The 9035-nt window shown below is 37.7% G+C and carries 11 protein-coding genes; all 11 read left to right on the top strand.

The genetic code is table 11. The features are described from left to right. The first annotated feature begins 210 nt into the window (after positions 1-210). Positions 211-639 (top strand): flagellar basal body rod protein FlgB, encoded by a 429-nt coding sequence (flgB, locus tag HNR32_RS08500; RefSeq protein WP_183861647.1) that lies wholly within the window; start codon positions 211-213, stop codon positions 637-639. Between the two features lie 18 nt (positions 640-657). Then, positions 658-1101 (top strand): flagellar basal body rod protein FlgC, encoded by a 444-nt coding sequence (gene flgC / locus HNR32_RS08495; protein ID WP_183861645.1) that lies wholly within the window; start codon positions 658-660, stop codon positions 1099-1101. An 11-nt stretch (positions 1102-1112) separates the two neighbouring features. Beyond that, positions 1113-1421 carry a flagellar hook-basal body complex protein FliE gene (gene fliE / locus HNR32_RS08490; RefSeq protein WP_183861643.1) on the top strand — a complete coding sequence of 103 codons (309 nt, stop codon included), beginning with the start codon at positions 1113-1115 and terminating at the stop codon, positions 1419-1421. A gap of 142 nt (positions 1422-1563) precedes the next feature. Beyond that, positions 1564-3159: a flagellar basal-body MS-ring/collar protein FliF gene (fliF, locus tag HNR32_RS08485; RefSeq protein WP_183861641.1), complete on the top strand. Its 1596-nt coding sequence runs from the start codon at positions 1564-1566 to the stop codon at positions 3157-3159. Between the two features lie 26 nt (positions 3160-3185). After that, complete coding sequence (gene fliG / locus HNR32_RS08480) at positions 3186-4202, top strand: flagellar motor switch protein FliG (RefSeq protein ID WP_183861639.1); 1017 nt, start codon at positions 3186-3188, stop codon at positions 4200-4202. Beyond that, positions 4195-5088, top strand: a complete 894-nt coding sequence (locus HNR32_RS08475; RefSeq protein WP_183861637.1) for a FliH/SctL family protein — start codon at positions 4195-4197, stop codon at positions 5086-5088. Before fliG ends, HNR32_RS08475 begins: the two co-directional genes overlap by 8 nt. Beyond that, positions 5066-6394: a flagellar protein export ATPase FliI gene (gene fliI, locus HNR32_RS08470; RefSeq protein WP_183861635.1), complete on the top strand. Its 1329-nt coding sequence runs from the start codon at positions 5066-5068 to the stop codon at positions 6392-6394. Before HNR32_RS08475 ends, fliI begins: the two co-directional genes overlap by 23 nt. A 27-nt stretch (positions 6395-6421) precedes the next feature. Further along, positions 6422-6883: a flagellar export protein FliJ gene (gene fliJ, locus HNR32_RS08465; RefSeq protein WP_183861633.1), complete on the top strand. Its 462-nt coding sequence runs from the start codon at positions 6422-6424 to the stop codon at positions 6881-6883. After that, positions 6883-7515 (top strand): lytic transglycosylase domain-containing protein, encoded by a 633-nt coding sequence (locus HNR32_RS08460; RefSeq protein ID WP_183861631.1) that lies wholly within the window; start codon positions 6883-6885, stop codon positions 7513-7515. Before fliJ ends, HNR32_RS08460 begins: the two co-directional genes overlap by 1 nt. Positions 7516-7546: 31 nt before the next feature. Continuing rightward, a complete protein-coding gene (locus HNR32_RS08455; protein WP_183861629.1) occupies positions 7547-8212 on the top strand; it encodes a MotE family protein in 666 nt (221 codons plus the stop codon). A 66-nt stretch (positions 8213-8278) separates the two neighbouring features. Further along, positions 8279-9035: hypothetical protein (locus HNR32_RS08450; RefSeq protein WP_183861627.1), on the top strand; the 757-nt coding region annotated here is incomplete at its 3' end.

The following is a 9035-nucleotide window of genomic DNA, read 5'->3' as shown; positions in this document are numbered from 1 at the left end:
CTCTTTTTTCGGATTTATTTTGTGAAAAATTAAAAATAAACACAAAAAAAGAGCTGTGGACAAAATGATTTCTCATTTTGTCACAGCCCCTTTTTTTCACGAATTACAGTATAGTGTTTGTTTATTAATATGAGAAGGAATAGAGCTTTTACTGCGAGCATTCTAATAATTCCTTTTATGTATAGACTAAAAAATGACTAAGGAGAACATATGCTGGGAAATATATTAAATGTGCCTGCTATTAATGTCCTGGAAACGGCAATGAATGCCTCTAATCTGCGGCAGCAGGTCATTAGCAATAATATCGCTAATGTAAATACACCTAATTTTAAAAGAAAAGAACTGGTTTTTGAAAGCTTATTGGCAAAGGCTTTATACCCGACAGAAAAAAAATCGGGGTTATCGTTAGCTTTGACAAATGAAAAGCATATATCATTAGATCAAAACAATAATTCGGATGCTATGAGCGTTAGCCCGATGATACGTGATGACAATTCAACAACAATGCGAACTGATGGCAACAATGTCGATCCTGATATTGAAATGTCGGGTTTAGCGAAAAATACACTTTATTATAATGCACTGGCTAGAGAAATGAATATGCATTTTACAAATTTAAAATCGGTTATTACTGATTAATATTAGGAAGGAGAAAAGATGAGCTTATTTGGAGCAATTGATACATCAGCATCAGGTATGACTGCTGAGAGGTTACGCATGGATGTAATCAGTAACAATATAGCTAATGTCAATACTACACGCACAGCACAGGGGACGGCTTATCGCCGTAAATATGTTGTTTTTGAACCAAGGACAGATTCTACAGATTCATCTTTTTTAAAGGTTTTTTCAAATGAAATAGCACAGCCTGGCAATGGCGTCAGAGCAGTAAGAATAGAAGATGACAGGTCACCTTTTACATTGAAATATGATCCATCTAATCCGGATGCTAATCGCCAAGGTTATGTTGAAATGCCTAATGTTAACATAGTTGAGGAAATGACTGATATGATTACAGCATCAAGAGCATATGAGGCGAATGTAACAGCAATGAACTCAGCCAAAAGTATAGCGATGCGTACACTTGATATTGGCAAATAAGGAGCAGATGAATGGAAATAGGACAATTGCAAATGACACCGGTTAAAATGATTGGCCAGCTCGTAGATAATAAAACCGCAGATATACAGGCTGCTGATGGTAAATCATTTGGCGAATTTTTGGTTGATTCTTTGAAAAAAACAAATGAATTGCAAAAAACTGCTGATAAGCTTGATATGGATTTAGCAGCTGGTAAAATTGATGATATATCACAAGTAGTAGTGGCATCAGAAAAAGCACAAATAGCATTGAAGTTGACATTAAGCATTCGTAATAAAGCAGTAGATGCATATAAAGAAATTGCACGTATGCAGGTGTAACATTTATCTAATATTTAAATAGGGTAATACCAGTGTCTCGTAAATAAATTCATATATTATTATCTAATACCTTACAAAATAGCACTTATTTTAAAACAGGCAAAAGATAAAAAAAGAATCAATAGGCGAAGGGATTGAGATAATGGCAGGCTGGAAGGAACGGTATCTGCAGTTTTGGCAAAAACTTACAAATAGACAAAAATATACGATAATGGGTGTGGCAGCAATAGCACTTATTGCTATAGTTGCAGCCAGCTTTGTATATGGCAGTAAGCCACAAATGAGTCCTTTGTTTACCAACATGGAAACAAAGGATGCTGGTGAAGTGGCAGCAAAGCTAAAGGAAGCAAAAGTCGCATACGAAATAACGGAAAATAAAGAAGGAACTACCATACTGGTACCGGTGAATGATGTACATAAGCTTCGCTTGGATTTGGCAACACAGGGATTACCAAGAGGCACAAAAGGATTTGAAATTTTTGATGATAGCAAGCTTGGGGTAACCGATTTTCAAAATAAGATAAATTATCTGCAAGCTTTACAAGGGGAACTGACACGTACTATTGAGCAAATTGATGCTGTTCAAAGTGCTAGGGTACATATAGTTCTTCCTGAAGATAGTCTTTATAAAAAGAATGAAAAACCAGCTACAGCATCTATTCTATTACATTTAAAAGATGATAAGCAGCTGACAGCAAAAGAAATAAAGGGGATTGTTAATTTAACTGCGCACAGTGTGCAGGGATTGCAGCCGGAAAATGTTACGATTGTTGACAGTCATGGCAAAATATTAAATGACCCCAATGCTGATCAGGCAGAAAATAAAAATACATTAGGCAATATTACTCTTACACAAATAAAAATGACGCAAAAAGTTCGCGACGAAATGCAGCAAGAAGTACAGACGATGCTTGATAATGCATTGGGATCGGGAAATGCTTTTGTGCGGGTAAATGTCGAACTCGATTTTGACCAAAAGCAAACTAATCGACAGACTTTTTCGCCAGTTGTTGATAATGACGGCATTTTACGAAGTTCTCAGGAAACACAGGAATCATATACAGGAACATCAACAACGCCAGGCGGGCCTGCTGGCATAACATCGAATACACCAGGCTACGTTGCTAATAATAATACTAATGCCCAGTATTCAAAGCAGGAAGCTACCAAAAACTATGAAATAAATGAAGAAAATCAAAAAGTAATTGCAGCACCAGGCTCAGTAAAACGATTAAATATTGCTGTGCTGGTTACAGATAAATTGACAGCTCAACAGCAAGCCGCCGTTTCACGAGCAGTGTCATCAGCAGTAGGGATTGATCCTAACAGGGGGGACAGTATCTCTGTTGAACCTGTTCCGTTTAGTACAGCACTTTCTGATAAAAGAGCACAAGAAGAGCAAGCTGCTCGTGATGCCGCAGGAAGGATGTTTTATTTGGAAGTTGCAGCTATTGTACTTCCCTTGTTATTATTGGCTGCTGCCTATTTTCTTTACAGGCGGAAAAAACGCTTGGAAGAAGAGGCCGCACAAGAAGAAATGCAGCGTCAGGCAGAATTGGAAGCACAGCGTTTGGCTGAACAACAGCAAGTTGCAGCAGCGGCTCCAGATCTAACAGAAGAAGAACTCAGTGAAGAAGAACAGGCTCGACTCAATCAACGTCAAACCGTTGAAAAATTGATAGATGATGAGCCGGAACAGGTCGCTGATCTCATAAAAACCTGGCTTACTGAAGACTAGCAAATAAATAATAGGGGAAATATAAAATGTATGAACCAAGTGCAAGCGATTTATCAGGACAACAAAAAGCCGCCGTATTATTAATTGCTTTGGGACCTGAATATTCCGCAAAACTATTTAAGCATCTTGATGATGATGAAATTGAAAAATTGACCTTAGAAATAGCAAGTCAGCAGCAGGTCACCCAGGAACAAAAAAATGACGTTATAAGTGAGTTTTATCAGCTGCTGATGGCAAAATCATATATTTCGCATGGTGGGCTTGATTATGCCCAAAAAGTATTGGAAAAAGCATTAGGGTCTGATAAGGCAGCAACGATCATTGGAAGATTGACAGCCAGTCTGCAGGTAAGACCGTTTGACTTTTTACGCAAGACTGATCCATCACAGCTATTGAATTTTATTCAAAATGAACATCCACAGACAATTGCAATGATATTGGCATATTTAAGCCCTGAACAGGCAGCTGGCGTATTATCTTCTTTGCCAGCTGATAATCAGGCTGATATAGCAAGACGTATTGCAGTAATGGACAGAACTTCACCAGAAGTTTTACGAGAAGTAGAACGAGTACTTGAGAAAAAATTATCAGCGATGTCATCACAAGACTTCACCGATGCTGGTGGGATTGCAGTTGTTGTTGAAATGCTTAATCGTGTTGACAGAACGACAGAACGTACTATTTTGGATAATTTGGAAGTTGAAAATCCTGAACTTACAGAAGAAATTAAGCGACTTATGTTTGTATTCGAAGATATTGTTATGCTTGATGACAGAGCAATACAGCTGGTACTGCGTGAAGTGGATTCCAAGGAATTGTCATTGGCAATGAAGGGGACCTCAGAAGAGGTTGCCAGCAAAATATATAAAAACATGTCAAAACGTGCGGCTGCTACATTAAAAGAAGAACTCGAATATATGGGACCTGTTAGAATTCATGATGTAGAAGAAGCTCAGCAAAAAGTTGTAAATATAATCAGACGCTTAGAAGAAAAGGGTGAAATTATTGTATCACGCGGAAAGGGCGATGAGATGATTGTATAAGGTTATTAAATCTGCTATTATAGATAATCGTCCCCATGTGGTAAAAGCACCAGAGTCGCTGTTTATTATTAAGGCAGAAGCGGAAAATGACACTAGTATTGAAGCTGCTGAAAAAAAAACTGATGAGCTGCAGATTTATCAAGATGAAGTATTAAAACTGCAGCAGGAAATTGATAAAATTTCAAATGAGATACAAAATAAACAAATAGAGTTAGAACAGCTTGAACAACAGCAAGAAATAGTGAAACAGCAGACCGATGAATATAAAACAAAATTAGAAAAAGAAGCCCAGGAAAATCGTGATAAAACGATAAGTGAAGCACAAAATCAGGCAGAAGTAATTCTAAAAGAAGCCCAGGAAACCGGTTACAAACAAGGCCATACAGATGGCTATGATGAAGGTTTGACGCAATATAAAGAACAAAATGCTCATATAATTACCGAAGCAAATCAAAAAGCCGAGCGTATCATGCTTACAGCACAAGAAGATGTAGCACAGTATTGGGAAAATGCTGAAAATGATCTTATTGATCTAGTTATGGAAGTAAGTGGTAAGATAATTCCACAGCAATTTATGGATATGCCGCAAATGATTCTGCCGGTTATTCAAACGGCATTGGAAAAAGTCAAAAACCAAACTAGTATAGATGTAAAAGTTTCTAATGATTCATTTGAATTTGCCTTAGCAGCAAAAGCTGAATTGCAAAGTATGCTTAGCGGCAATGTAAAGCTTAATATTAAAGCCGATGATAGTTTACAAAATGGTGATTGCTGGATAGAAACAGCTGATGGCAGTATTGATGCAAAATTATCATCGCAGCTTGCTGAGATGGAAAAATCACTAAGGAAAGTTGTCGGTAAACATGAAACAGACACTGAACATTAAAAAATTTAAGGATGCGCTTCAGCTTTGTGATTCAATGCGCATGTCAGGAAAAGTTACGCAGGTAATTGGGCTTGTCATAGAATCCAAGGGACCAAATGTCAGTGTGGGTGAGCTTTGTTACGTATACTCTACTTTTGCGGGTACAGAGCCTATTCCAGCAGAAGTAGTAGGCTTCCGCGGCGGTAATATTTTATTGATGCCTATTGGTGAAATGCATGGCATTGGGCCAGGCTGTGATGTATTGGCAGCGCAGACAACCTTGAAAGTAAAAGTTGGACCAGAATTATTGGGACGTATACTTGATGGTTTAGGTAATCCCATGGATGAAAAGGGAATGCTGTCACCTGAAATGCAGGAATATCCATTACATGCACCACCACCACCGCCTTTGTCACGACCGAGAATACATGATTCGCTATATGTGGGAATAAGGGCACTTGATGGGTTGATTACAATTGGCTCAGGACAAAGAATAGGAATAATGGCAGGCAGCGGCGTAGGTAAGTCGACCTTACTCAGCATGATTGCCAGAAACACGGAAGCTGATATAAATGTTATTGCCTTGGTAGGTGAACGTGGGCGAGAAGTCAGGGACTTCATTGAAAGAGATTTGGGTGAAGAAGGTTTAAAACGCTCTATTGTCGTAGTGGCAACGTCAGATCAACCGGCATTAGTGAGAATAAAAGGAGCTATGACAGCTACAGCTATTGCTGAGTATTTTCGAGACCAGGGGAAAAAAGTTGTACTGATGATGGATTCGGTTACACGTTTTGCTATGGCACAGCGTGAAGTGGGTCTTACCATTGGCGAACCGCCTGCTACAAGGGGGTATACACCGTCAGTGTTTGCGCTGCTGCCGCGATTGTTAGAACGGGCTGGTACCAGTACAAAAGGAAGTATCACTGGCATTTATACAGTACTGGTTGATGGCGATGATATGAATGAACCAGTGGCTGATGCCGTTAGAAGTATTTTAGATGGACATATAGTATTATCACGCAAAATTGCGGCACAGAATCACTTTCCTGCTATTGATATTTTAGCAAGCGTAAGCCGTGTTATGACCGATGTCACAACTAAAGAGCATTATAAAGCAGGACAATTGCTAAGATCTTATTTGGCAGCATATAATGATGCGGCGGATCTTATCCGAATAGGGGCTTATGTAAATGGTTCAGATCCTAAAATCGATAAGGCAATTGAGAGAATTGACAATATAAATGCGTTTCTTTGTCAGGAAATTTTTGAAGCTACAAGCTATGATGATACAGTTAAGAAACTACTGGAAATTACTGCTGAGAAGTAATACTGACAAAATACGTCAGGAGTATATATGAAAAAATTTGTTTTTCAGCTGGAAACATTTTTGAAAATTTCACGAATGGAACGGGAAAAAGCAGAAGTGGCATTATTTGCTGTTAAAAAAAAATTATATGAACAGGAACAGCAGCTTATATTGTTGAATAAAGAATTAGATGATGGACTGCTGGAATATGAAGAAACATTGCAACAGGGGACAGTAAATGTAAATGTTTTAAAAATATATGGCGATTTTTTTTCTTGGCAGCGATATCAGATAGACAAACAAAAGGAAGATATAGGCAAAACCAAAGCTGAAGAAAAACAATGCTTGGAAACATTATTGAAATATGAAAAAAAAGTGAAAAGTGTTGAGGAAATCAGACAAAAACGGTTTGATGAATATAAACTGGAAGCATTGGCAGAGGAACAAAAAGAAATTGACGAAATAGGCTTGCAAATGCATATAAGGAAGGCATTAACGGAGGATTTATAATGGAAATAAATAGTATAACACCGTTAAAGGGTGCAAATGACATATCTGCCAGTATAAATAAAGTACAGCAGCGAATAAAAGCTATACAGGATAAGTTCAATATAAAAATTGCTGGTAGTGAAGATTTTGCACAAATTTATGATAAAAAGATAGCAGCGGACAATCAGATATCAAATACACAAAGTCTATTTACAATGAAAAATGGAACAGACAAAAATCCGACTGTAGATAATAGCGGTAGTTCTTCGGCTAGAAGTACTGATGAAATAAGTAAATATATAACAGATGCGGCCCAAAAATATGGTGTGGATGCCAAATTGCTGTCAGCTGTTGCTGAGACTGAATCTGGTTATAATCAAGATGCAGTTTCAGGGGCAGGAGCAGTTGGCGTTATGCAGCTTATGCCGAATACTGCTGAAGGACTTGGTGTAACGGATATACATGATGCCAAGCAGAATATTGAAGGCGGCGCAAAATACTTAAAACAGCTGCTAAATGATTTTAATGGTAATGTGCGTAAGGCTGTGGCCGCTTATAATGCCGGACCACAGGCGGTAAAAAAATATAATGATGTTCCTCCATATGCAGAAACACAAAATTATGTCAGTCATGTTTTAGATCTTTACAAATAAATAAATAATGTTAATGCAGGGTGGGTGAACGATGGCAAAGTCTTCTATAAGTTCAAATGTTGAACAGACAGAGGTCATGACTAAGGGCCAAAAACTTAAAAAGAAATTAAAAAAACTTTTAATAATATTATTGATTCTACTTATTTTGCTTGGTGGTTTTTTTGGTGGAATATATTTGCGTATTCTTGATATTGATAAAATCAATCAATCACTGCATCTTTATGATTGGCCGGTAATAGGGGCAAATTTCAAAAAACCAGATGCTGCTGCCACAACTGGAAAAACGCAAAAGGTTGATGTTGCTGGTACTGATAAGGGCGCTCAGTCAACAGGTCAAACAGCTCCTGATGCAGTTGGCCAAAAAACAGCAATAGAGCAGTCAAAACCAGTGATATTGACGAAAAAACAATTAGACGAGCAAAAAAAAGCACGCGAAGATGAAGTAAAAAAAAGAATTAGTAAAATATCGCGTATATATACGCAGATGGATCCTAAAAAAGCAGCGGCAATTTTGGTCAATCTTGATAATAATACAATAGCCGTTATTTTACAGAAAATGCCGGATAACACCTCGGCTAAAATTATGGAAAATATGGATTCGGCACGCAGTGCCCAATTAACGAAGACCTTGTATAATGGTGTGGTTCAGCCAACAGCACAACAGCTGGATACGGCAGTAAATGCGGCAGGACAATAATTAATACTAAAAAAGTAAAGTTTTTAATAATAATTAACGATATTATAATTGAAAGGAGGTGAAAAAATGACAGATGTGATAAATGTAATGCCAGACACGGCGCAAACGGCAGTAAAAACAGCAGCCAAGCCGGCGGCTAAAGATAGTTATAAAAATGCTAAAAGTAAAGATTTTACCAGTGCTCTTGATAAGGCTAAGGATAAAAATACAGACACTGCTGACAATAAAACGGCAATCAAAAAGACTGATGCTGTTAAACCGAATACCGATAAGTCAGGGCAGTCAGCACAAAAAGAAACTGTCCAAAAGGATTCAGGCAAACAGGTAAAAAAAGATAGCACAGATAAGCAGGCTGCTACAGGTGAAGATGAACAAAGTGCAAAGACTAATGTAGCTAATGTATATAGCATCAATGTGTTAAATACAATGTTAAATGCAGCAGAGAATAAAAATGCTGTAGGTACAAAGGAAACACCTTTATTGGCAATACTGCAAAAAAATGTATCAGCTGATGATGTGGCAAATGTTAATGCTAAGGCAAACAGTATTACAGATCCCCAAATTGATAGTAGCAGTGCTGCTGAAAAAACAATCTTAAATTCAGTAAAAACTGCAGCGGCGAATAATTTAACCAAGCCACAGGTAAATGGACAGCTAAATAATGCCGTGTTACTGACTGCAGAACAAAATAATCAGTCAACTGCTGTAAATGCTAATAATATGACAGATGTATCAGTGCCGCAAAATAAAGCAGGGCAAAATGCTGATTTACTGACAATGTTAGCAGCTAAGACTAGTAATTTAGTAGCTAAGACTAGTAATT

It is taken from the genome of Pectinatus brassicae (assembly GCF_014201835.1).
GTDB classification, from domain to species: domain Bacteria; phylum Bacillota; class Negativicutes; order Selenomonadales; family Selenomonadaceae; genus Pectinatus; species Pectinatus brassicae.
The sequence above is the reverse complement of the archived record's forward strand: the minus strand, read 5'-3'. Positions and strand labels throughout refer to the sequence as shown.